This window comes from Albibacterium bauzanense, from assembly GCF_004339765.1.
Taxonomy (GTDB): Bacteria; Bacteroidota; Bacteroidia; order Sphingobacteriales; family Sphingobacteriaceae; genus Albibacterium; species Albibacterium bauzanense.
Map to the genome: position 1 here is coordinate 316,947 of NZ_SMGO01000003.1, position 22,324 is coordinate 339,270.

16 protein-coding genes are annotated in these 22,324 nt (G+C 36.8%); 8 read left to right on the forward strand and 8 right to left on the reverse strand.

Annotated features, from left to right (window positions below):
- Positions 1 to 12 precede the first annotated feature (12 nt).
- Entirely contained in the window at positions 13 to 891 is an 879-nt protein-coding gene (locus C8N28_RS12725; RefSeq protein ID WP_132225495.1) for a helix-turn-helix domain-containing protein, read from the reverse strand.
- 129 nt (positions 892 to 1,020) lie between these two features.
- On the opposite strand from C8N28_RS12725, the gene C8N28_RS12730 reads away from it, so the two are divergent.
- From C8N28_RS12730 to C8N28_RS12740, 3 genes are all read left to right on the forward strand, one after another.
- Entirely contained in the window at positions 1,021 to 1,341 is a 321-nt protein-coding gene (locus tag C8N28_RS12730; protein ID WP_132225497.1) for a DUF6660 family protein, read from the forward strand.
- A gap of 77 nt (positions 1,342 to 1,418) precedes the next feature.
- Positions 1,419 to 5,738 (forward strand): CusA/CzcA family heavy metal efflux RND transporter, encoded by a 4,320-nt coding sequence (locus tag C8N28_RS12735; RefSeq protein WP_132225499.1) that lies wholly within the window; start codon positions 1,419 to 1,421, stop codon positions 5,736 to 5,738.
- A gap of 7 nt (positions 5,739 to 5,745) precedes the next feature.
- Entirely contained in the window at positions 5,746 to 6,942 is a 1,197-nt protein-coding gene (locus C8N28_RS12740) for an efflux RND transporter periplasmic adaptor subunit (RefSeq protein WP_132225501.1), read from the forward strand.
- 202 nt (positions 6,943 to 7,144) lie between these two features.
- On the opposite strand, the gene C8N28_RS12745 is transcribed toward C8N28_RS12740, so the two are convergent.
- The gene (locus tag C8N28_RS12745) at positions 7,145 to 9,070 is read right to left on the reverse strand and encodes an FTR1 family protein (RefSeq protein ID WP_132225503.1); all 1,926 of its coding nucleotides are present in this window, start codon (positions 9,068 to 9,070) and stop codon (positions 7,145 to 7,147) included.
- A 263-nt stretch (positions 9,071 to 9,333) separates the two neighbouring features.
- On the opposite strand from C8N28_RS12745, the gene C8N28_RS12750 reads away from it, so the two are divergent.
- From C8N28_RS12750 to C8N28_RS12760, 3 genes are read left to right on the forward strand one after another with little or no spacing between them, the layout of a single operon-like run.
- The gene (locus C8N28_RS12750; protein ID WP_132225505.1) at positions 9,334 to 9,786 is read left to right on the forward strand and encodes a GNAT family N-acetyltransferase; all 453 of its coding nucleotides are present in this window, start codon (positions 9,334 to 9,336) and stop codon (positions 9,784 to 9,786) included.
- 18 nt (positions 9,787 to 9,804) lie between these two features.
- Positions 9,805 to 10,341 carry a hypothetical protein gene (locus tag C8N28_RS12755; protein WP_132225507.1) on the forward strand — a complete coding sequence of 179 codons (537 nt, stop codon included), beginning with the start codon at positions 9,805 to 9,807 and terminating at the stop codon, positions 10,339 to 10,341.
- The gene (locus tag C8N28_RS12760; protein WP_132225509.1) at positions 10,334 to 11,740 is read left to right on the forward strand and encodes an MFS transporter; all 1,407 of its coding nucleotides are present in this window, start codon (positions 10,334 to 10,336) and stop codon (positions 11,738 to 11,740) included. The genes C8N28_RS12755 and C8N28_RS12760 overlap by 8 nt, the downstream gene beginning before the upstream one ends.
- A gap of 14 nt (positions 11,741 to 11,754) precedes the next feature.
- On the opposite strand, the gene C8N28_RS12765 is transcribed toward C8N28_RS12760, so the two are convergent.
- Genes C8N28_RS12765 through C8N28_RS12780 form a run of 4 tightly spaced genes read right to left on the reverse strand, consistent with a single transcriptional unit; the run spans position 11,755 to position 15,942 of the window.
- Positions 11,755 to 12,663: a hypothetical protein gene (locus tag C8N28_RS12765; protein ID WP_132225510.1), complete on the reverse strand. Its 909-nt coding sequence runs from the start codon at positions 12,661 to 12,663 to the stop codon at positions 11,755 to 11,757.
- Between the two features lie 53 nt (positions 12,664 to 12,716).
- Positions 12,717 to 14,453, reverse strand: a complete 1,737-nt coding sequence (locus tag C8N28_RS12770) for an STN and carboxypeptidase regulatory-like domain-containing protein (protein ID WP_132225511.1) — start codon at positions 14,451 to 14,453, stop codon at positions 12,717 to 12,719.
- A complete protein-coding gene (locus C8N28_RS12775; protein ID WP_132225512.1) occupies positions 14,393 to 15,373 on the reverse strand; it encodes a FecR family protein in 981 nt (326 codons plus the stop codon). Before C8N28_RS12775 ends, C8N28_RS12770 begins: the two co-directional genes overlap by 61 nt.
- Positions 15,370 to 15,942, reverse strand: coding sequence for an RNA polymerase sigma-70 factor (locus C8N28_RS12780; protein WP_246012821.1), 573 nt, complete (start codon positions 15,940 to 15,942; stop codon positions 15,370 to 15,372). The genes C8N28_RS12775 and C8N28_RS12780 overlap by 4 nt, the downstream gene beginning before the upstream one ends.
- A 151-nt stretch (positions 15,943 to 16,093) precedes the next feature.
- On the opposite strand from C8N28_RS12780, the gene C8N28_RS12785 reads away from it, so the two are divergent.
- Positions 16,094 to 18,424: a TonB-dependent receptor gene (locus C8N28_RS12785; RefSeq protein ID WP_132225514.1), complete on the forward strand. Its 2,331-nt coding sequence runs from the start codon at positions 16,094 to 16,096 to the stop codon at positions 18,422 to 18,424.
- 20 nt (positions 18,425 to 18,444) lie between these two features.
- Here the strand turns inward: C8N28_RS12785 and C8N28_RS12790 are convergent, their stop codons facing one another.
- The gene (locus tag C8N28_RS12790; RefSeq protein WP_132225516.1) at positions 18,445 to 19,128 is read right to left on the reverse strand and encodes a phosphoribosylaminoimidazolesuccinocarboxamide synthase; all 684 of its coding nucleotides are present in this window, start codon (positions 19,126 to 19,128) and stop codon (positions 18,445 to 18,447) included.
- 148 nt (positions 19,129 to 19,276) lie between these two features.
- Between C8N28_RS12790 and C8N28_RS12795 the strand changes: the two genes are divergently transcribed.
- Positions 19,277 to 20,917, forward strand: coding sequence for an NAD+ synthase (locus C8N28_RS12795; RefSeq protein ID WP_132225518.1), 1,641 nt, complete (start codon positions 19,277 to 19,279; stop codon positions 20,915 to 20,917).
- Positions 20,918 to 20,982: 65 nt separating this feature from the next.
- On the opposite strand, the gene C8N28_RS12800 is transcribed toward C8N28_RS12795, so the two are convergent.
- The gene (locus C8N28_RS12800; protein ID WP_132225520.1) at positions 20,983 to 22,287 is read right to left on the reverse strand and encodes an ammonium transporter; all 1,305 of its coding nucleotides are present in this window, start codon (positions 22,285 to 22,287) and stop codon (positions 20,983 to 20,985) included.
- Positions 22,288 to 22,324: the final 37 nt, after the last annotated feature.

The window sequence follows — 22,324 nt, forward strand, 5'->3', positions numbered from 1 at the left end:
TCAATATTATCTCTAATTATTAGTGCGTTCAGCTATATTTCTTCTAAATTCTTCTGGTGTAATTCCTATTTGCTTTTTAAAGAACTTGGTAAAATAGGAGTTATCATTAAAGTTCAATTCATTCGAAATTTCGGTAATGCTCATATCTTGACTTACCAGTAATCTCTTTGCTTCAAGAAGAATCCGATTCCTAATCAATTCTCCTGCCTGCATTCCTGTAACAGCCTTACAAAGCGAATTCAAATGATTTGGAGTTACAAACAATAGGTCTGCATATTCTTTAGGCAATCTTAATTCAGTATAATGTTTCTCAATGAGTTTCTGAAAATTCCTTAACAAAGTATAATTCGGCTGATGAAAAATTTCCTTCTTCAAATTCTGTTGTTTTATCATTAAAAACAACCGCAGTAGGATCACTTTCATAATATCGTTCTGCAAAGAATTCTCGGCATCACTTTCAGCAATCAAATCCTCAAAAAGATCTTGCACAGGCTCCTTCAAACTCTCATTCAGGTTAATTACCCCATCCTCGGCTATACCATTAAAAAAGGAAAAGGATTCAAGATAATCGGTTCGAAGCAAAAAAGACTGAAAGAATTCAGCAGTAAAATTAACCACATACCCATCAACCTCACCTTCAAAATCCCAACTATGTACCTGTCCGGGAACCATAAAGTAAATCTGATAAGGCTCAACAGAAAATTTATTAAAATCTATGGAATGAAAACCCGCTCCTTTTGTAAAGAACACCATATGATAGAAATTGTGCCGATGCGGAGAGTGGATATTCTTATGTCTTTTCAGGTATGAAGCAAACCTTTCCACCACAATATCTGAATTTCTTATTCCAGAAAGTGTACAAATCTCAAGTATGGGAATACTGTGCCTCATATATAGCACAAAAATACGTTTAACTACGATAATATTATGGTATTCCACTAATTAGCATGGTATTATTTACTTTAAGGATTACAAATGTATGTTCTCCTTTATAAAATCTTTTTCTAGATTTGTACCCGAATGAAACTGTTTAGTATATTTTTAGCAATCTTCTTTATCCTGTTGGACATCGCGCCTTGCGGTGACCAAATAGATTGCAATTTAGACCCTGGACAGAAAACAACTCTCGTAGACTCAGGAAACCATCCAGATAAACCTCATACCGAGGAAGCTTGCACACCATTTTGTTCTTGTGCTTGCTGCAGTATATCCATAGCTGGAGTTGATGCTTCATCTACCCTTTCAGCCTATATTCCAAAAACAGATCTAGCCATTAATCTAGCTACATCCTTCCCTTTAAGTGCTCAATTCAGCGTGTGGCAACCACCCAAGATTGCATAATAACCTAGCATTTCTAAATTAAATTCACAGGATATCTTATCCGGGCTTTTGCTATTGTTTATTATTCAATCAAATTCATGCTTAATAAAATTATTGCTTTTAGTATAAAGAATAAATTAGTTGTTGGCTTTTTTACTCTTTTATTGATAGTTTGGGGCTCATGGAGCGCAACCAAACTGCCAATCGACGCACTGCCTGACATTACCAATAATCAGGTACAGATCATTACAATTACTCCAACATTAGCCGCTCAAGAGGTAGAACAGTTTATCACCTACCCCATCGAAAAAAGTGTAGCAAACCTTCCCGATCTGGTTGAAATGCGTTCAATCTCAAGATTCGGACTTTCTTTAATTACAGTTGTATTCGATGAAAAGGTAGACATCTATTTCGCCAGACAATTAATCAATGAAAAATTAAAAGAAGCCGAAAATGAGCTACCAGAAGGTGTTGGCCGGCCAGAACTCGGTCCGGTTAGTACCGGATTAGGAGAAATCTATCAATATGTTCTTCATCCGGAAAAAGGCTCTGAAGATAAATATACTGCCATGGAGCTGCGCACCATGCAAGACTGGATCGTTGCTCGTCAACTCTACGGAACTCCCGGAGTAGCCGAAGTAAATAGCTTCGGGGGCTATTTAAAACAATATGAGGTTGCCGTTGATCCTGACCGTCTATTAGCTATGGGAATCAATATACAGGACATCTTCAATGCCTTAAAAAGCAACAATGAAAACACCGGTGGAGCCTATATTGAAAAAGCTCAAAGCTCTTATTTCATTCGGGGCATTGGTCTCATAACCTCTTTAGAAGATATCAAAGCCATCCCGATAAGTACCGAAAACGACACACCCCTTTTTATCGGAGACGTTGCTACTGTCGATTTTGGTCATGCCACGCGCTATGGAGCATTTACCTATAACGGCGAAAAAGAGGCAGTAGGCGGAATGGTGATGATGCTAAAAGACGAAAACACATCTGAAGTTGTAAAACAAGTAAAGGAGAGGATGGAAACTATCAAAAAATCTCTCCCGGATGATATTGTCATTGAAGCTTTTCTTGATCGGTCTGAACTGATCGACAGAGCAATCAAAACCGTAGAAACAAATTTAATTGAAGGTGCCTTAATCGTCATTTTTGTCCTGGTAGTATTTCTGGGCAATATGCGGGCCGGTCTTATCGTAGCTTCAGCCATTCCTCTTTCTCTATTATTTGCATTAGGAATGATGCGTGTATTTGGAGTAAGCGCCAACCTGATGAGCCTTGGGGCGATAGATTTCGGACTAATCGTAGATGGTGCAGTCATAATCGTTGAAGCAATTATGCATCATCTCGGATTACGTAAAAACCGCAATCCGCTCACTCAACATGAAATGAATCAGGAGGTGTATTTATCCGCATCAAAAATACGCAACAGCGCTGCTTTCGGTGAAATAATCATCCTGATCGTTTATATACCCATCCTAACTTTAGTAGGCACAGAAGGAAAAATGTTTAAGCCAATGGCTCAAACCGTAAGCTTTGCAATTTTAGGTGCACTCATTCTTTCTATGACCTACATTCCTATGATGAGTGCCTTATTTCTCTCCAAAAAAGTATCAGATAAGAAAACCTTCGCCGACAAAATGATGGAGAGCTTACAAAGGCTTTACTCACCTCTTTTAAAGAAAATGATACGATTAAGGTATTGGGTTGTAAGCATCGCAGCAGCAATATTCTTTTTCAGTATTCTTATATTCTCACGTATGGGAGGAGAATTTCTCCCTCAATTACAGGAAGGAGATTATGCTCTTCATTGCATACTTCCGCAAGGAAGTTCATTAACTCAAAGCATCGAAACATCGATGCAGGCTCAACGGATCTTACGCTCTTTTCCAGAAGTAGAATCAGTAGTTGGCAAAACGGGAAGTGCGGAGATTCCTACAGATCCTATGCCTCCGGAAACCACAGACTTGATCGTAAAACTCAAACCCAAAAGTGAATGGACTACCACGCAAGATTATAATGAATTAGCTGCTATGATGCTTGAGAAGCTGGAAGTAATTCCAGGAGTTTTCTTCGAAGCCTCTCAACCCATCCAAATGAGATTCAATGAATTAATGACAGGTGTCAGACAAGATGTAGCTGTTAAAATTTTCGGAGAAAACATGGATACCTTAGCAGTACTTGCTCCAAAAGTTGCCAAGGTTATTCAATCGGTTGCCGGTGTAGCCGATCCTAGTATTGAAAGAGTAACCGGACTTCCTCAAATTACCATCGAATATGATAGAGACCGGATGGCCAACTATAAATTAACCATTGAGGAAGTCAATCGAACAGTTAAAACTGCCTTTGCCGGTGAGAAAGCAGGTTCGGTTTTCGAAAATGAACGAAAATTCGATTTAATAGTACGTTTAGACACCAATCATCGGGGTTCTATTGAAGATGTTAAAAATCTTCTAATTGCTACTCCTAAAGGCAACCAAATTCCCATATCTCAAATAGCTGCCGTTTCCTTTAAAGAAGGACCGGCCCAAATCAGCAGAGAAGATGGAAAACGGCGCATCGTTGTAGGATTCAATATCCAAGACCGTGATGTTGAAAGTGTAGTAGAAGAAATACAGCAAAAATTAGAAGAAAGCGATATACTCCCTCAGGGATATTACTATACTTATGGAGGTACTTTCGAGAGTCTAAAAGAAGCATCAGCACAATTAATGATTGCTGTACCCCTGGCCTTATTATTGATTTTTGCTTTATTATATTTTACATTTCATTCAGCAAAGCAAGCACTCTTAATCTTTACAGCCATCCCTCTCAGTGCAATAGGCGGCGTTTTTGCCCTAATAATACGTGGAATGCCCTTTAGTATATCTGCAGGTGTAGGTTTCATTGCCCTATTTGGAGTAGCAGTCCTCAATGGCATTGTATTAATAGGAACTTTCAATCAATTAAAAAAAGAAGGTGTCAAAAACATATTTCAGCAGGTCTTGCTAGGTACACAAATAAGATTGCGGCCTGTTTTAATGACAGCATCCGTTGCCTCACTAGGTTTTCTTCCAATGGCATTAAGCGGCGGTGCAGGTGCAGAAGTACAAAGACCACTAGCCACTGTTGTAATTGGCGGACTTATTACTGCTACCCTCTTAACCCTCATCGTAATACCTTGTCTTTACATCATTTTTTCAAAAAGCAAAAAATTAAAAATGAATACCAAGCTATTAACTTGCTTATTAGCTCTCACACTATTAAGTATCCAGCTGCCACTGAAAGCACAAAGCTCGACAGAGCGCATTAGTCTGCAAGCCGCAATCGATACAGCATTGGCTGCCAATCTGCAATTCCAGATCAACAACGCTGAAACCGATAAAGCATCTTTTGATATTAAAGCCTCTTCTGAATTAGGAAAAACCGGCTTCTTTATCGATAACGATGACATACGACCCAATGACAGAGGTGACTACAAAATCGGTGTATCTCAAGATTTTGAATGGCCAGGTTTATATGCAGCTCGGAAAAATTACTTCCAGGAACAACTAAAATACGTACAGCTTAATCGGGAATTATTAAAAAACACCATCACAAGAGATGTCCGAAAGGTGTATTATGAACTTTGGTATTTACAGGAAAACGAGCAGCTGCTCAATCAGCTCGACAGCATTTATACGGAAGTTTTTCAGGCAGCCAAACTAAGATATGAAACCGGTGAAGTAGCTGCACTTGAGAAGATCGCTGCTGAGGTGAAGATGACAGAAATGAAAACTTTCATCAAACAAAACCAGCAAAGTATGTTCTCTCTTCAACAACAATTAATGGTTCTCCTAAACAAAGAGCAGCTTTATTTACCAATAGATGCACCCTTAGACAGAATGATGCCTAGAGCTGATACACTTCAAGCAAATCATCCATTAATCGTTTTACAGCAACAAAATATCAAGATTGCGGAATCAAACACCAGTCTTCAAAAAAACGCAAATATGCCCGAGTTTTCTATTAGTGGCTTTTCTCAAAAGCTATATGGACTCAATAACCCTTTGTCGGGTTTTGCATTAACGGTTAGCGTTCCGCTGCTAAATAGCAAATCAGCAATCAATAAAGTAAGGGCAGCAGAAGCAGAAAGAACGATTGAAGAGCAAAAGCTTAATTCGCAGCTGCAAGAATTAAACTCGCAAAAGCTGCAAGCATTAGCGGCTGTTGATAAGCAATCTGAACTTGTTCAATTTTATGAAAACTCTGGTTTAAAGCAGGCCAATGAAATCATAAAAGCAGCGCAGCTGAGTTATCGCAGTGGGGAGATCGGCTTTACAGGTTTCAGTGAATTTCTCAGTCAGGCCGTAAATATCCGCGAGAACTATCTCTTGGCATTAAACGATTATAACCAGGCTCAAATAAACTATCTATACCTCATCAATCAATAAAAGCACAATGAAAAGAATATATATAATCTTAGCTATCATTCAGCTAATCGCATTTTCATCCTGTCAAAACCAAACAACTGAATCGACCAACAATGATCCTATTGAAGAAGAGCATGAAGATGAAAATACGGTTTCACTTAGCCAGGAACAAATAAAAGCAGTTGATATTCAATTTGACACGATTGAACAAAAAGTTTTAAAAGATCTCTTAAAAGTAAGTGGTGAATTGCGTGTTCCTAATCAAAACAGGGCAAAAGCAACTACACTTTACCCGGGTGTAATTAAACAAATCTATATACAGGCTGGAAACTTCGTCAATAAAGGTGAGCGTATAGCATCCGTAACCAATGCAGATTATATTAAGATGCAAGAAGATTTTCTAACAATGACCACGCAAGAATCATTAGCAGAAACAGAATATAACCGTCAAAAAGACCTCTACGAAGGAAATGCAGGAGCCCTCAAAAATCTACAACAGGCAGAAGCCAATTTCAAAGCTTTAAGAGCAAGAAAGGCATCATTAATGCGACAGCTACAAATCATGGGAATTAATACTTCCCAAATAAACAATGGCAACTTAGTAACAAGCTTGAATATTGTAGCTCCCGTAAGCGGTATTGTGGGAAACATCTCTGTGCAAATCGGAAGCTATGTAGACACCAGCACACCCATTGCAGAGATTATTGACAACAGGAAAATCCACGTCGATTTACATGTTTACGAGAAAGATCTGGCTAGCTTCAAAGAAGGGCAAAATGTCGATTTCCTTCTTACCAATAATCCGGATAAAAAATTTACAGCTACCGTTTATTCAACAGGTTCTTCTTTTGAAGAAAACAGTAAAACCATCATTGTACATGCACAGGTTACGGGCGATAAAACCGGCTTAATTGATGGAATGAATATTACAGCACATATGGGATTTAATGATTCAAAAGTAGATGCTGTACCCAACGAAGCCATTGTTAGTCATGAAGGTCAGCAATATATATTTGTGGTGGATGAGGATCATTTAGAGAAACCCAATCACTCAGCAGATGAGGTAAGCTTTACAAAAATACCGGTCATAGCTGGTAAATCAGATATTGGTTATACGCAGATAACCTTTATTGAAGAAGCACCCAAAAATGCAAGAATCGTTACAAAAGGAGCCTTCTTTGTATTAGCTAAGTTGACTAACTCTGGTGGAGATCATGCTCACTAACAGTAAATAAACAAAGATCAAACAGATATTGAACAGTGGTTGAACAGTCCTTTTGCCCCTGCTTGGGGACTGTTCAACCACTGTTTGAATAAAATAAATCATTATGAATTCATTTAGTTCCTATTTTGTTGAAAAATGGATTCCATTAAGTATTAAAAAAAGATTTCAGTTGAGTTATTCTGTAAATCCCGGTGGAGCTATTCTATTCTTTAGATTTGATGGCAGATAGGTCTTGCTTTGGACGATCGGCATAGATCCACAAAACAATCGTTAATAGAATAGTTACTATTTGTGCCGCTAAAGATTGAACGGTCGGGTAGATTCCTAATGGTTCAAAACGAAGCCAATCGCTTACCAGGCTCATCTCGATGACCCCGGCTTCCTGCAAAGCAGAGAAACCTTTTCCTACTAATACAACGGCAAGGATTGCCATCGTGAGGGCTGAGATCTTAAAGATCTGTTTAATGGGCAGACGTTTTGAGTAGTACATCATCAATATAGTGAAAACTATTATAATAGCAGTCGAGGTGAGTAAAGCCCAGCCTATCGGTGAGCCGCTGCCTTCCGGAATATCCAATTTAAGTGCTGTTAAGAAAAGGATGACTTCGAAGGCTTCGCGAAACACAACAATGAACGAGAAGAGCATTAATCCCCACCAATTACCTGACTTTGATATTTTATTGATCTTAACTTCAATAAATTCCTTCCACTTTTTGATTTCTGACTTGCTGTGGAGCCAGGTACCCATAAAGATCAGGACAAATACGGCAATCAAAGAGCCTACTCCTTCCATCATTTCACGGCTGCTACCACTGATCTTTACAAGTTGATCTACAAAAAACCAACTTATTATCCCAATAACCAATGCTGCAATCCAACCCAGGTGAAGAAACTTAATAGCCTTCTTAATCTTCAAAGGACGAAGAATACTTAAGATAACGATGATAATTAACAGAGCTTCCAATGCTTCTCTAAGGAGAATAGATAAAGCTGCCCAGAAAGTAAATCCGAAAGAATAAGAGTTATTATCCAGAGTTCCCTGAGCTTGTATAATCAGCTCATTAACATCGCTGTATGTTGAACGAACCAACGCTTCATCGTCACCTTTTAAAGCATTGCGATAAGCTAACATTGCCTTTTCAATGGTAATAACAATATTTTTATCTACAGCTTTTAAAGTATTCTCTACAATTTCAACACCTTCAAGATAAGAACTTAAAGCCAATTGCTGCGCTTGCCTTTTATCCTTATTTAGATAGGCCTGCAAAGAGGCATCTAAGTTATTAGAAGCGATATCAAGTGGTAAAACGCGCTCTGGTTCATAATGGCGAATTTGATTAAGCGTGACCTGTTGATCGGCTTTCGCTAAACTGGTTTCCAATTGCTGATCAGTCCATTTACTAACGCTATCCAGGTTAATTCCAGCAGGTAAACTTGCTAATTTATTGTCTGCTTCCGGATGGCTAAGCGACATGATGTAAAAAGAAACATCCCATAGCTCAGCTTCAGAAAGCTCAGCAAAAGAACGCATTGCGGTACCTTCCAATCCTAACTTTGCAACATTATAAGCTTGTACAGCTGTAAGGTTTTTCAGCGTACCGGGCTCTTGAAAATTAGTTGGTGCCGGATCTAGACTTCCTGCAAGAATACCATCTCCTTTTCCTTGCGAACCATGACAGGACTGACATTTATCGTTATAAATCATCATTCCCGACTTTAAGCTAGGCCATTGATCAGGAGTTATTTTTATAAGACCCAGATCCAAGATCTTTTCTTTTATATCTCTCGCTTGTGTTTCTATTGACTCTTGATCTGCTTTTGTTTGAATCAACTTCTTCAAATTCTCCAGCTCTCCTCTTAAATCTACAAAAACCTGGCTATTAACCTGCGGAACAAGATTTTCATGATAAGTAATGCAAGTTTGTGTAAACTCTGCAATCTCCTCAAATTCTGCTTCGTTAATAATTTTGCCATCCGCCACTGCACCTTCGTAATCTTTTGCAATATAATCTAACAAAGTCACCAGGGTTCTAGCTTCCTTTTCATTAACATCGGTTTGAGCCGAAGTAATAAAAGGGTTCACTAGAAAAAGAATGAAAAACAAAAGTGTAATTTTCGAGAAGTTCATTTTAAAAAGAATCAATCAATTATTCGACGAATTGCTATCTGGCTTTCTTGTGTTCGCTGAAAGACTTAAGAGGATAGTAAAGAAATACAGACAAAGATATAACTATTTAGAATGATTAAAAATAATATGATCAAAACTAGATCGAAACAGGTAATTAATAGATTTCTGACCTTGTAATTAAATGTTTGTTTCTATATTGACAACAACTCTGTTGCAATTTTAAAAAAATATAGAATATAACCCATCGGTAGATAAAAATAAGGATGAAATATAAAGTGCTAATCAAAGAATATAAAGATTCAGACAAAGCTGAAGTCGTAAATTTGTTAAAACTCAACACACCTTCTTACTTCTCAACTGAGGAAGAAAAAGACTTGATATATTATTTAGACAATGAGATTGAAAAATATTATGTTATTGAAATCGATAATCAAATAGTAGGCAGTGGTGGAATAAATTTTGAGAATGATAAAACTACAGGAATAATAAGTTGGGATATTCTGCATCCTAAGTTTCAAAAGAAGAAAATCGGAACTTTATTGCTGAAGTACAGAATTGGAGTATTAAGTTCAATTGAATCCATAAAAACTATTACTGTTAGAACCACACAGTTAACTTATGAGTTCTATCAGAAGAATGGTTTTGAGCTTAAAGAAGTTGAAAAGGATTATTGGGCAGAAGGGTTTGACTTGTACAAAATGGAATATAAAAAGTAATTACATTCAGTAACAAATATGACTAAATCAGATATTTACGAAATAGCTATAAAGATTCTAGGGTTCTATTTAGTGACCTTATTAATTATACAGTTTAGAGAGGTACTTACCTATGTGACTGTCTTAATGCAAGCACAAAATAATCCGGGTATGATGGGAAACTTTAATCAAACACCCATTCTCATCGCAACAGTTTGTAGTTTTTTCGTTCTGGTAGCTTTTACCTGGCTTTTACTTTTTAAAACCAAGAAGGTAACAAAACTAGTTTGTAAAAAGGAAGACTTTGAAGAACCGATAAAATTCTTTACTGATAAAAAGACAATCTATGAAATTGCATTAACCATTGTTGGCTTACTAACAATCATTTTGACATTGCCCGACTTTGCTTATCGCTTAAAGAATCATATTCAGTCAATACAAAATGATTTTTCAACAGAAAGCTACGACAGGAGCTTTTTAGTAATAGCAGGATTAAAAATCCTGATCGGGATATTAATAATTATTTATTCAAAAACTATTTCAAGCTATTTCTCGAAGGATAAAATAAATGGATAAAAGACCTGCAACCTGGAAAGAATTATTCAAAGGTAAAAACGGATTAAAAGCTATTGCCTTAGCAGCAGGGGTAGTTTTGCATGCAACGGATGTTTTTCTTGCTACAACCATCATGCCTTCTGTTATTGAAGATATCGGTGGGCTTGCATTCTATTCGTGGGCAACTACTGTATATGTTGTAGCAGCTATTATAGGTTCGGTATTATCTTCCAGAAATTTATTGAAGAAGGGGCCTAAAATAAGTTACCGTGGGGCTATTCTTCTATTTGTTACCGGAGCATTATTATGCGCTGCAGCACCTTATATGTATGTATTGTTAATAGGAAGATTTATACAAGGAATTGGTGGCGGGTTATTGTTTGCTTTGTCTTATGCAATGGTGAATGTCATCTTTGAAGAACGATTATGGCCCAGAGCGATGGCTTTAATCTCGGCAATGTGGGGTGTAGCTACTTTTATTGGTCCATTTATCGGTGGCATTTATGCAGAGTATAGTCATTGGCGCATGGCATTTGTTACCTTAATGGTGATTGCCTTCGGATTGCTGATTCTAACAGAAAAGATATTACCAAAAAAGCTCTCTGTTGTAAATGAGCAAGCATATCTTCCATGGGTTCAACTTATGCTGATTACGATAGCCGCGCTAGCTGTATCTGGCGGAGCTGCAAGTCAGCATTTGATCTGGAATGTGGGCAGTATTTTATTGGCTGTTATCTTACTTTATTGGACTGTCAAGATAGATAAGAAAGCTACCAACCGCTTATTACCTCGCGGAAGCTATGATCTTACTAAAACTTTAGGAGCAACTTATGTTGTTATTGCACTTATAAATAGCAGCACGGCCGTGGAGATTTATATTCCTTATTTCTTCAAAGTTATTCACCAATATTCACCTTTATTAGCTGGCTATTTAACCGTTCTTATTGCTGTAGGCTGGACTACTGCTTCTATTCTTTTTTCAGGTATTTCTCTTCATAAAGTACGAAGCAGTATTTTCATGGGGCTCGGACTCATTTTTATCGGACTATGCGGATTGGCACTCATTATGCCCTCGCAAGACTTCTCCCATACTGCATTCTTTATTTTGATCTCTATTTGCCTGCTTATGGTTGGAATGGGAATTGGGATAGGCTGGCCACATTTACTTACGCGTGTATTAACCTATGCACCGAAGGATGAAGGAGAGAAAGCTTCTGCCTCCATCACTACGGTGCAACTTTTGGCTACTGCTATTGCAACTGCTTTTGCTGGCCTTGTAGTAAACCTTACAGGCTTAATAGAACCAGGAGGCCTGAAAGGAACTCAAAATGCTGCCACCTGGTTATTTAGTATTTTTGCTCTAGCGCCTGTAGCTACCTTCTTCCTACTTTTATATACATGGAAAAGCAAGAAGAGTTAAGGAATGTTCAGGCATTAAAAATACAGCTGAATTCCGCCAAGGAAACCAATGTTTACTGCATTCATTTCTCCATCTTTTAAACTATCTTTCCAGATATCGTTCTTGATCATATCTATTCCTTCTGGAGTATTTGTAAAGATATGGCTAACTGCCGGACCACCATATATTTCGATATTCTTAGAAATTTTATAAGCTGGTATCAAGCGGATTGTCCCTTTTGAATACATACCTTTTTTAAAGTCGATTAGTGCTGTGTTTGCAGCTTCTACATTTAAACTAAATTGGTTTTTAGTTAACAAATGTGCCCCAAAGCCGGCTTCGAGAGCATATCGTTGTTTGTCATTCTGAATATTAAAACCCAGACCAACAATACCATACATGATTCTTCCACCCGAACGAAAAGAAGCTAATATGGTTTGATCATCATCAACACTAATACCGACGGCCTTGGTACCATCTGCAATCAAATTGACGATCCCGATTGGGTAATCACTACTATCAGCGATATTCATAAAACCTGCGAACTGCACCCCATGAACTTTACTTGCTTTATTAATAAAACCGGCAAGCTGCACTCCATGCACATCTCCACGTGCTATATTTGCAAAACCTGCCAATTGAAATCCTTTACCATTTTCATAGCTGTTCAGAAATCCAGCTAGTTGGACTCCCTTAGCTTCTTCCCGGATAATATTTGCGAGTCCTGCTAAGCTAACTGCTTGTTCATTTTTTGATACTCCGGCAATGGCATGTAATGAAAGGATATTTGAATACTCTTTTGCATGAGTCCAATGATTGCTCAAGGGGTAAATTAATCCTACATGTACAGACCTTTCTTTAGAAGATTGTGCAATAGCAGAGAAGGAAAATTGTGATAATAGTAGAATTGCAATAATAGCAATACGAATAGATTTGATTTTCATTTTTGTCTCGTTTTAATTGAGACAACCTGAAAGGAGAACACCCCTATAAAGAATTAAAATAAAGTGATACCAAACTCCCAGCCTATCCAGCCATTGCTAGCTGAACTGAATTGCTTGCCTTGATAGCTGGTAAAGGGAAAGTCTTCTTTATAACCTTTAACTGCTGCTGTCCGGTCATCTACAAACAGGTTAAAAGCAGGACCGGCAAATACTCCAAAACGTTTTGAAATATTCAGATTTAAAAGTGTTTTTGCGCGATATAGATTACTGAGCTCTTTCCATTTTCCGAGGTAGACATTTTGAGTAGATAACTCTGTGGAAAGGAATAACCGATCATTAAAAATGAAATCATGTCCGAATCCTATTCCAAAGGTAAAAGCTTTCTGATTCTGAATAAAATTTCCTCCTCCTAATAAGACTGTATAAAATGCTGCATTACCCGTCTTAAATCCAACATTAATAGTATTAAACTCTGTATTTGATAAAATTAGATTCTTATATCCGTCCTTAATAAAATTAAAGGCCCCAATGCTTACCCCGGAAGAAGTATCGGCAACATTAATAAAACCGATTTGAAGGCCTTTTAAATTTCTTGAATAATTAAATAAACCAGCTAATTGAACACCATTTGTTTTTGCAAGACTCACATTTGCAAATCCAGCCATTTGAAGTCCTTGGATTTCTTTTTTTGCAATATTAATACCTCCGGTCATTTGGACGCCATGAACACTTCCTTGTACTTTATTGTATATTCCGGCCATTTGAACGCCGTTAACACTATCAAGCACCGAATTATTAGCACCAGCTAATTGAACTCCATTAACACTCCCTCCTACCAAATTGAATATTCCAGCGGCTTGTAAGAAATTGACATTTCTTTTATTGATGTTAAACCCACCTCCAAGTTCTACTCCGTTAACTCCTGAAGTATAACCTCCCAATACATTTATTGAAAATTTATTTATTACTTGTCCGCTTAAAGAACCATGCGTACTCAATCCCGGAGTTATGGAAGTCTGGAAAGGCGTATACGCAAAAAAACTTCCTAAGTTTAAACTTTGAAGTTTCTGTTTGGAAGAAACAAAGAACCTGCCCATTGCGGTCCTTTCAACCTTAAGTAAATCATCTCCAGGCTGATATCCATACCTTTCATTTTTACTACCTCCTGGTTTTATCAATACAGGAGCCAACAAAACAATCGTAGTGTCGCGATAGTATTCTTTACTGATGGTCAATGACAGGCTATTTACCGGATTCTTTACTTTGAGCTTGAAATAGCCTTTTTCATCTGTAAGCGTTGAAAGCAGAAGGCTTTTTTCATACACACTGGCATTAGCTAATTTAGCACCAGTCAGATCATCTACAACATACCCTGTAATGGTATGAATCTGATCGTATTCCAGGTTATCTTCAGAAACCAACTGTAAACGATTAGGGGCTAAACGAAGAATAACGTAATTAGGAGCCTCTTTATATTCATAATCTCCTTTCAAAAGTTTATTGAGAACCTCTTCTATACTTACTCCTTTAACGGAAATGCTAACTAAACTATCTTTGGGAATAACACTGCTGCTATAAGAAAAGTAAAAATTACCAGACCTGCTTATTCTATCCAATACATCACTCAATTTCTCATCTTTAACATCTATCGATATCAGCTGAGTCAGGTAATTTTGAGCAATAGCATTATTTGTAAATAAAAAGCAGATGAAGATTAAAAGATAAAATCTTAACGATGCAGAATAATTTGCTCGCCACTTTTGTCTGCTTTTATGTTCAATGTTTGGCATATTATATCTAATATCGCATCAAGCGACTTGTCTTTAAAAGTAGTATTCAAAAGTATATTTTTCAACCCATTTCCTTCAATAATAATTTGAGCATCGTAAGCCTCGTTCAAAACTTCAACCAATCTCCAGAGGGGTGTATCGTCTGCAATAAACTCTTTATTTCTATAATATTTATACAATTGATCTGTATTTATTTTTTTCTCGAAACTATTATCTGATTTATTGATATCAACCATTTCATTACGTTTTAAGCGAATAATGATATCTTTTTTACTGACCTCCACTATACCTGTTTCTACGATCAACTCTGTATGATCGTTTCCTGTTCTAATGTTAAAAGAAGTTCCGACAACCTTAACTTGTACATCATTAATGTTTACAATAAAAGGTTTAGATGGGTTGGGAGTGATATTAAAAAAGGCTTCTCCACCATCAAGGCTGATTGTTCTATTATTTCCAGAAAACCGTTTAGGATAGCTTAACTGACTATTCTTATTTAATGTAACTATGGAACCATCTGGCAAGGTATCTATTCTAATTTCGTTGAATGTTTGAACAATAATAGTAGAATTTAGTCCTTTTGGATTTATAATAGTAATATAAGAAAGCCATAAACCAACACTGACCAATACAAGAATTGCAGCTACTTTCAACCATTGAAATCCATCTGGTTTTCGACTGGAATTACTAATTTCTCCAGATTGAACTCTTTTCTGAAATCTGGCCCAGGCTTCATCTTCATTGACTTCATTCTTAAGGGCGAAAGCTTCGCTCGATTCCAATATTAATTTAAAATCAGCATATTTCTTTTCATTCTCAGCACTGTCCGCGATCCACTTTTCTACCAGCTCTTTTTCATCCGAACTAGTTTCGTTCACCAGATACTTAATTAATAACTCTTCATTCACCTTCTGTTTCATAGCTTATAAAGATTTAGTAATAGAAAAAGAAGAGGTAAAAAGTCGATGAGTTCAAGCCTTAGAAGCTTTAAAGCTTTACCCATCTGATTTTCTACAGTTTTAATGGATATATTTAATCTATCTGCAATCTCACGGTATTTTAATTCCTCAAAGCGACTCATCTGAAATACAGTTCTACAACCTTCAGGTAAACGACTCAAGGCTTCATGCAGACGCTCTTCGAGTTCTTTTAATTGTACCCGACTGCTTGAAGCTTCGCTGCTTTCATCTTTCATGACGTATACCTGATGTTGTTGATATTTTAGTTTCACTTTCTGATGCTTTAAATAATTCAGACTGTCATTATATACACTACGATATAGGAAAGCTTTGATTGAAGTATGAACCATCAGGTCTTCCTTCTTTTCCCAAAGCCTCATAAATAAATTTTGCACGATTTCTTCTGCAGCCAGTTCATCCTTAAGAAAAGTATATGCATAGGCATATAATGCTTTAAAATGAGCTTTAAACAGCTCTTCAAAGTCTAGATCTGCCTTCAAAGGATTAAGTTCTGCCGATAACTTTATCAAAATTCCCTTATGATATCAATGTGTTTTATTAATTCAAATATATGACAACATACCTTGGGTTTACCCCTATGCAAAATCAAAATAAATAATTACATAGGGGTAAAATGAATATTGGTTGTCATAATACCAAATATTCATTTTAACATCTAATATGAACAAGTTTATTTCAACTTTAGCACTTATTGTCTTTATTAACCTTTCTGGTTTAGCACAAGAACCGACACAACGTATACGAGGTATTGTTATTGATGAGGCATCTAATCAACCCTTACCTTTTGTAAGCATCGTTATTTTAAATAGCCAGCATGGTACAACCACTGATAGTTTAGGGAACTTTATACTAAACGATATCGTTGTAGGCAGGTATACAATTCTGGCTTCAAGAGTTGGTTATGAATCTTATTCGGCAAAAGAAGTACAAGTAACTTCTGGTAAAGAAGTGTTTTTGAATATCTCTCTCAAAGAGAATATAAACACGCTTAGTGAAGTTATTATTAAGCCTACAATAAATAAAGGGCAAGCGTTAAATAATACGGCAACTGTAAGTGCCAGGATGTTAAGTGTAGAAGAAGCTAGCCGATATGCAGGTGGATTTGACGATCCGGCCAGATTGGTTTCTGCCTTTGCTGGTGTTTCCAGCAATACAAATAATAACTCGATCGTAGTTAGAGGTAATAGTCCACAGGCTTTACAATGGAAAATGGAAGGTATTGAAATTCCCAATCCTAATCATTTTGCAGATTTAGATGCTTTCGGTGGTGGCGGATTAACTGCATTAAGCAGTCAGCTTTTAGCCAACTCCGACTTCTACACCGGTGCCATGCCAGCAGAATATAATAATGCCTTATCAGGGGTATTTGATATTTTTATGCGCAATGGTAACAATCAAAACCATGAACACACTTTTCAATTGGGTTTACTAGGAATTGATGCAGCTTCAGAAGGTCCTTTTAAGAAAGGAAAGCGTTCTTCCTATTTATTTAATTATCGATACTCAACCTTAGCTTTATTAGAGCCACTTTTACCAGAAAATTCAGGAGGTACAAGCTATCAGGATCTTTCTTTTAAACTTAACTTTCCGACAAAAAAAGCTGGTACCTTTTCAATATGGGGAATCGGGTTAATCGACGATTCAGGCGCAGAAGCAAAAAAGGATATGAGCGAATGGGAATATGATAGTGATATAGAAAATCAAGATGTAAAGCAATATATGGGTGCATCTGGAATGAGCCATAAGTTGTTCTTAAACAACAACCAGTATATTAAAACAACCTTAGCTGCAACAACAACCGTTCTTGACATGGTTACTGACAGATTAGATGATGACCTCTCTGTTTTTCCAAAAAACAGAATAAATAATAAAAACTATACCTTGACATTAAACTCATTCATCAACACAAAATTTAATGCAAAACATACCAATAAGACAGGACTTACAGCCACAGAAATGCTATATGATATTTCATTGAATAATGCCCTACCAATTGGAACACCCTTAGAGAACCTTGTTTCGGAAAACGGGCATAGTATGCTTCTTTCTGCTTATAGTAATTCGACTTTAAATTTATCTGAAAGATTTACAATGAACCTGGGAGTAAACGGGCAATTATTCACATTAAATAAGAATTATACCATTGAACCTCGTGTGGGAGTTAAATATCAATATTCGCCAACACAGGCATTGAGTTTTGCGTACGGTTTACACAGTCGTTTAGAGCGGTTAAACTATTATTTTGTAAAGGGGAATGTAGGTGAAGATCTTAATAAGGATTTGGACTTTACTAAATCACATCATTTAGTATTGGGGTATGATTTAAATCTATCAGAATATACTCACTTTAAAATTGAAGCCTATTACCAACATTTGTTTGATGTTCCAGTAATTCAAGACAGTTCCTTCTCATTAATAAACCAACAGAATGATTGGTTTTTCAATGCACCTTTAAAGAATGAAGGAATGGGAAAAAATTATGGAGTAGATATTACTTTGGAGAAGTACCTGTCTCAAGGCTATTATTATATGTTTACAGCCTCCATCTTTAATTCACAATATAAAGGCGGAGACGGAATATGGCGCGATACCCGGTATAATAGAAATTATGCATTCAATTTCTTAATCGGTAAAGAATGGCGGGTAGGTAGAAATAAACAAAATGTATTGGGGTTGAACGCACGATTGAGCTATCAAGGAGGTGAACGCTATTCTCCAATAAACACACAAGCCTCTCAACTATCTGAAGATGCCATTTTTGATGAAACTAACGCTTTCTCAAAACAGCTCTCTCCGGCTTTTACCAGTCACTTTACTGCAAGTTATAAAATGAATAAGGCAAAGTCAACGCATGAAATTGCATTTAAAATTTTAAATGCAACCATGCATCAAGAATTCTTAGGATTTCAATACAACTACCAAACTCAAGCAGTGGATGAATTTAGAGAAGCTCTTTTTGTTCCTAATTTAAGTTATAAAATTGAGTTCTGATGAAATTCAGAGATAGCCTGTTAACCCAAGAAATATCTTTCTAGCTCTAGAGGTACAATGTATTTACCATCTTTATAGACACGCATATTTCCACCGGATATTTCATCAATCAGCATGATCTCTCCGGTGGTTTTATTTCTACCAAACTCTAGTTTAATATCATAAAGGTCTAATCCTTTTTTGGCTAACTCTGACTTAATTAAACCGCAAATATTTTGGGTTAAGGCTTTAACTTCCTGATAGGCATCATTAGTAAGTATGCCTAACATTGCTAAGGTATCTTCAGAAATGACAGGGTCTCCTCGTTCATCATCTTTAATGGTAACTTCAACCAAGGCATCTAACTTTTGTGCTTCTTCACAATACGCAGCATATCTTCTATAAAAACTTCCTACAGCCCTATATCTGCAAATTACTTCTAAACCTTTTCCCAATACATCGGCTTCTTTTACAGTCATACTTACTTCGTTCAAATCAGCAGATACATAATGAGTGGCAATATTGTTTGCTTCCAATAATTCAAAGAAGTGTTTAGTCATTCTGAGTCCTGATTTACCAACACCTTCAATTGTTAAACCAACTGTATTTGCTCCAGGGTCGAATACTCCGTCGGTACCAGTTACATCATCTTTGAACTTTAACAACACTTCATTTTCACCCAAGCTGTAAACGTCTTTAGTTTTGCCTTTATAAATTAGCTTCATAAGAAATTGTATATAAATTTGTAAGCGTCAAAATTAATATAATTCCTTAAGTATATTAATTTTGACGGAACTTTAGCTTATCTTAATAAAAAGAAACAATGAGTTTATGCTGTTGTTCATAAACTATTAAAGACAATCTTATACTCGAATGAAAATAGCACTGGCACAACTTAACTATACAATAGGAGATTTTGCATACAATACAAAAAAGATTATAGATCATATTATTAAAGCAAAAAAGCAGGGTTCAGACCTGATTGTTTTTGCTGAGTTAGCAGTATGTGGTTATCCGCCCCGTGACTTTTTAGAGTTTGAAGAGTTTATTGATCTTTGTGAGCAGTCTGCTCAGGAAATTGCTAAATACACCATGGGCATTGCCTGTATTATTGGATTGCCAGTAAAAAACAACCTGGTTGCCGGTAAAGATTTATATAATGCGGCTTATTTTATTGAGGAAGGGAATATAAAAAACATTGTAAAAAAAGCCCTCTTACCTAACTATGATATATTTGATGAATACCGCTACTTTGAACCTGCAATTACCTTTAATTGCATTGAGTTTAAAGGCAAAAGAATTGCTTTAACGATTTGTGAGGATTTATGGAATATCAATAATAACCCTTTATATGTATCTAACCCGATGGATGAGCTGATCAAGCAGCAGCCTGATCTGATGATCAACATTGCAGCTTCGCCTTTCTCCTATTTACATGATGATGAGCGGGTAGAAACTTTATCGAAAAATGCGAGCCATTACAAACTTCCACTTTTATATGTAAATCAAGTGGGCGCTCAAACAGAAATTGTCTTTGATGGTGGCTCCCTGGCTTTTGATAAGAACGGTAATTTACTGGATGAAATGATGTATTTCGAAGAAGAAATTAGGGTATATGAATTTACAGACAATAAATTACAGGGATTAAAACCTATAAAGCATCAGACTGTATCTGATATTGAGCAAATTCATGATGCATTAATTCTAGGCATTAAGGATTATTTTCGGAAGTCCGGATTTAAAAAAGCTGTACTTGGCTTGTCGGGAGGAATAGATTCAGCAATTGTTTGTGCACTGGCCTGTCGTGCTTTAGGCCCAGAAAATGTTATGGCTGTATTAATGCCCTCAAAGTATTCTACGGATCATTCTATTGATGATGCCATGGATCTGGTTAATAATATTGGCTGTATGCATGAAATCATACCTATAAAGGAAGCAGCGGATGTATTTGATCATATGCTTGCCCCGGCTTTCCAAAATTTACCTTTTAATATAGCAGAAGAAAATATTCAGGCACGAATCAGGGGGATACTTGTTATGGCGATGTCTAATAAATTCGGATATATTGTATTAAACACGTCAAATAAGAGCGAATGTGCAGTAGGTTATGGTACATTATATGGTGATATGTGTGGTGCAATAGGTGTAATTGGCGATGTTTACAAAACGCAGATTTATCAATTGGCCCAGTTTATTAATAAAGATGGTTTAGTGATACCGGTTAATTCAATCGTTAAACCACCTTCTGCAGAACTTCGTCCTGATCAAAAAGATTCAGATTCTCTTCCTGATTATGACCAATTGGACAAAATACTTTTTCAATATGTTGAATTGAAGAAAAGTTCTACTGCAATCATAGCTCAAGGTTTTGAAGAAGGCCTGGTTAGCAGGGTAATTAAAATGGTCAATTCAGCAGAGTTTAAACGATATCAAACACCACCCATTTTACGTGTTTCTCCTAAAGCATTCGGCATGGGTAGAAGGATGCCGATTGTAGGAAAATATCTTTCTTAATAAAAGATGAAATAAAAAAGGTTGTCCTGTTCAGGACAACCTTAACAAACTAACCTAATTAAAAACTATAACTCTTCATCGTGCTGACTTCTGTCTAAGCCAACAAACTCAGCATCGTCAGAAACTCTTAATGTGCTGATCATATCTGTTATTTTTAATAGTAATAAAGAACCCAGAAAAGCAAATAATGAAACTGCGATAAGGGCTATAACATGAGCAGAAAACAATCCGGTTTCGCCAAAGAATAATCCATTGGTTGTAACTGCACTGTTTACTGAACTAGTGGCAAATACACCTGTTAAAAGCATACCTACCATACCACCCACTCCATGGCAAGGAAAAACATCTAATGTATCATCTATTCCTTTACGTGTTCTCCAAAGAACAACAAGGTTACTAACAACGGCTGCAACAATACCAATAACCAAAGAATGAGGAATTGTAACATATCCTGCTCCAGGAGTGATAGCTACCAAACCTACAACAGCGCCAATACAAGCACCCATTGCGGAAGGTTTTTTACCTCTTAAGATATCAAAGAATATCCATGCCATGGCGGCAGCGGCAGATGCTGTAGTTGTGGTTGCAAAAGCAGATGCAGCGAGTCCATTAGCTCCTCCTGCAGATCCTGCGTTAAATCCGAACCATCCGAACCATAGCAGACCAGTTCCTAAGATAACATAACTTATTCTGGCAGGTGCATGTGCAATATCTGTTCTCTTTTTAAGATATAATGCTGAAGCCAATGCAGCCCAACCAGCAGACATATGTACAACAGTTCCTCCGGCGAAATCCAACACACCTATTCCAGCTAATAAACCTGAAGGGTGCCATGTAGCGTGTGCCAATGGTGCGTAAATGAATATCATAAACAGGGTAATAAAAATCAGGTAAGAATTAAAACGGATTCTTTCTGCAAATGCACCTGTGATTAATGCAGGTGTAATAACTGCAAATTTTAACTGAAACATGGCAAACAAAGCGATAGGCACAGTTGGCATTGCAGGCCAGACATTGTTACCGAGCATTCCTTTCATCATAAAGAATGTTGAAGGATTTCCGATGATGCCACCAATATCATCTCCAAAGGCTAAGCTAAAACCAAAAACCACCCATAAAATAGTGATCAAGCCCATACAAACGAAGCTTTGCAACATCGTTGAAATTACATTTTTCTTGCTAACCATACCTCCATAAAAGAAGGCTAAACCTGGTGTCATTAATAATACAAGTGCAGCCGACATTAACAACCAAGCAGTATCACCCGTATCAATGGTTCCTTCTGTCATTGTTGTTACTTCTGTTGCGGGAGATACTAACGCTATAATAAGCGCAATAAGCAGGGCTCCGAATGGTACATATTTTTTCATCTTCTGTTTAATTAAGTATATATTGAACCTTTGTGAG

Excerpts from the sequence above, each read along its gene's own strand:
- C8N28_RS12760 (WP_132225509.1), top strand. The coding sequence starts at position 10,334 with ATGGATAAAAGACCTGCAACCTGGAAAGAATTATTCAAAGGTAAAAAC.
- C8N28_RS12785 (WP_132225514.1), top strand. The coding sequence starts at position 16,094 with ATGAACAAGTTTATTTCAACTTTAGCACTTATTGTCTTTATTAACCTT.
- C8N28_RS12755 (WP_132225507.1), top strand. The coding sequence starts at position 9,805 with ATGACTAAATCAGATATTTACGAAATAGCTATAAAGATTCTAGGGTTC.
- C8N28_RS12775 (WP_132225512.1), bottom strand. The coding sequence starts at position 15,373 with ATGAAACAGAAGGTGAATGAAGAGTTATTAATTAAGTATCTGGTGAAC.
- C8N28_RS12790 (WP_132225516.1), bottom strand. The coding sequence starts at position 19,128 with ATGAAGCTAATTTATAAAGGCAAAACTAAAGACGTTTACAGCTTGGGT.
- C8N28_RS12735 (WP_132225499.1), top strand. The coding sequence starts at position 1,419 with ATGCTTAATAAAATTATTGCTTTTAGTATAAAGAATAAATTAGTTGTT.
- C8N28_RS12765 (WP_132225510.1), bottom strand. The coding sequence starts at position 12,663 with ATGAAAATCAAATCTATTCGTATTGCTATTATTGCAATTCTACTATTA.
- C8N28_RS12745 (WP_132225503.1), bottom strand. The coding sequence starts at position 9,070 with ATGAACTTCTCGAAAATTACACTTTTGTTTTTCATTCTTTTTCTAGTG.
- C8N28_RS12800 (WP_132225520.1), bottom strand. The coding sequence starts at position 22,287 with ATGAAAAAATATGTACCATTCGGAGCCCTGCTTATTGCGCTTATTATA.
- C8N28_RS12770 (WP_132225511.1), bottom strand. The coding sequence starts at position 14,453 with ATGCCAAACATTGAACATAAAAGCAGACAAAAGTGGCGAGCAAATTAT.
- C8N28_RS12795 (WP_132225518.1), top strand. The coding sequence starts at position 19,277 with ATGAAAATAGCACTGGCACAACTTAACTATACAATAGGAGATTTTGCA.
- C8N28_RS12740 (WP_132225501.1), top strand. The coding sequence starts at position 5,746 with ATGAAAAGAATATATATAATCTTAGCTATCATTCAGCTAATCGCATTT.
- C8N28_RS12725 (WP_132225495.1), bottom strand. The coding sequence starts at position 891 with ATGAGGCACAGTATTCCCATACTTGAGATTTGTACACTTTCTGGAATA.
- C8N28_RS12730 (WP_132225497.1), top strand. The coding sequence starts at position 1,021 with ATGAAACTGTTTAGTATATTTTTAGCAATCTTCTTTATCCTGTTGGAC.
- C8N28_RS12750 (WP_132225505.1), top strand. The coding sequence starts at position 9,334 with ATGAAATATAAAGTGCTAATCAAAGAATATAAAGATTCAGACAAAGCT.